The organism is Serratia sp. 14-2641 (genome assembly GCF_001692375.1).
Classification (GTDB): Bacteria; Pseudomonadota; Gammaproteobacteria; order Enterobacterales; family Enterobacteriaceae; genus Chania; species Chania fonticola_C.
Genome location: NZ_LXKR01000084.1, coordinates 1 through 2,003, shown reverse-complemented (window position 1 = coordinate 2,003; position 2,003 = coordinate 1). Strand labels below are relative to the sequence as shown.

At 38.5% G+C, this 2,003-nt stretch carries 2 protein-coding genes; both read left to right on the top strand.

Going from position 1 to position 2,003, the window contains the following annotated elements:
- On the top strand, positions 1–132 hold a 132-nt coding region (locus A6U95_RS30920; protein WP_158006242.1), incomplete at its 5' end, for a serine hydrolase.
- Positions 133–292: 160 nt separating this feature from the next.
- Entirely contained in the window at positions 293–529 is a 237-nt protein-coding gene (locus tag A6U95_RS25300; protein ID WP_059202189.1) for a hypothetical protein, read from the top strand.
- Positions 530–2,003 lie beyond the last annotated feature (1,474 nt).

Genomic DNA, 2,003 nt, shown 5'->3' with positions numbered 1-2,003 from the left:
ACCGAAGGTTTTGGTGCCTATGTTGCCTTTATTCCTGAAAAACAAATCGGCATAGTGATGTTAGCAAACAAAAACTATCCCAATCAGGAACGTATAAAAGCCAGCTACGCAATTCTAGAATCGCTACAGTAAGATAAAAAGCCTGCGGCAACCTTGCTTGCCATGGGCTTATACAACAGTTTTATTGGGATGCAGTAAAACACATTGTAACGTGAGCGCATACAATGATTTTGGGTGTACGTTAATTCCCCCCTAGGATAAAGTGGTAATACTTTCATAAAAAGGAAAGTCCATGTCAGACAGAGACATTAATGAGTTGCGCAGACGCTTGTCCATTCAGGAAGCGGTCATTGAACATCTAGTGGTACGTTCAGAACTCTCTCTTCATTTACTCTCAGTCGTTCTCCCCTCCAGTACATTGCCCGCTGAAGCAATAAGGTACCAAATTGAAAAATTCACCCTAGAATCACCAGCGATAAATGTAGCCGTGCTTGAGATGGAGAAGTATAAGATCATCAAAATTCTGTAGAAATGTATGTGTACACCTTGCATTTCAAAACTCCATTTTTGATGCTAACCTCAGTGAGGTGACCCCCTACCATCAGCAAAAAACGATATACACTCTCAGATCTTGGCCCTGTTTAGGGCCTCCCCCCCCCTCGCCTACAACGCCACTGTCGAGGCTTTCAACGGTAGGCTAGGACAAAACTGTCTAAAATCATCAATGTGTAACTGGTCAAAATCCTGAACCCCTATAAACAAAAACGTCCCCACTCTGCGCAGTGGTGAATGACACAATCCTAATTTTTTGGCAGAGTGATGAGTTATCTACTAATGTAATAGGGATGATTATTGACTCTATCTTCCTAAACGCATCTGAAGGACGTATTTAGTATAGATATGCCTTGAAAGAGGTTAATGCGTCCTCCAACGTGAAAGGAGAGTAGAACATTACAATCTAGAACCCATCACAGTGGAAATGTTATAAATAGCGTAAAAAAAACCTCACTCACACTCCGAATGTAGAATGAGGCTGCCAAATGGCCAACACCAGGGAAACAATTTAACAACATAACGATAATATATATTTATACTTATAAAATGTAAATATAAACTTTATACAAAAATGCATTGTAGTGATGAAACAATGCGATGACTATGTCTTACCCCATGCATCAGGAACTGCATGGCAGACGTAGTCATTGCATTGATTTTGTTGCCGTTGTGGCGACGCCATTGCCGGAAAAGCACATTCCTCTTTGGATACATGTATATACATACGCGCTATACAGTATTTTTTATAGATATTACTGCTACTTGAAAGCCTATCAAAGCGAGAAAGGTACAGCGTCATTGTGAGAAGTCAAGAAACCAGCCAATACCTTTTTGAATGCAACACGTAGAATACTCACTAACTTTGTATGGTTTGCAAAGTTATCATGGTAATGCTTGTCAATAACATTAAAGCTTCCTGACTAATTAATAGGTAACTAACCGCTATCGTCAAGTGCCGAAAAAAGAAATACGATTATACTAAACTCAATTACATTTTGGCTCTCAATAAATCGGCATATAGCGAGTGTTAGCCATATTATTTATCAATACCTTGTCAAATTCGATATTTATAACTACAAAAAAAACTTATGCGATTTTTTGCATTGCTTTGATTGATGCGAGATAAACTCCAGAAAGGAGGATATTTTTAATATCAAAATGACTATCACAAGTAAAATCAAAACAAAACGCTCACATTTCGCTCAATACTGGATTGAGATCCATAAGTATTAAAGTTAACTTCTGTAAAAATCATTTTCAGACCAAGTAAATCTCATATTTATGTCTATAATTTGTTGCCCTATGTATTGATAATAATACTCTTTCATAACACATCACTTCATTGACTCGGTGTCAGTAAGGAAAACCATGACGAGCTCATCAACGAATAAACTGTCCCTATGGTCACTCACCGCACTGGTAGTGGGCTCCATGATAGGGGCCGGTAT

What these genes read in the sequence shown, in the direction of transcription:
- A6U95_RS25300 (WP_059202189.1), top strand. Translation starts at nt 293, where the DNA reads ATGTCAGACAGAGACATTAATGAGTTGCGCAGACGCTTGTCCATTCAG.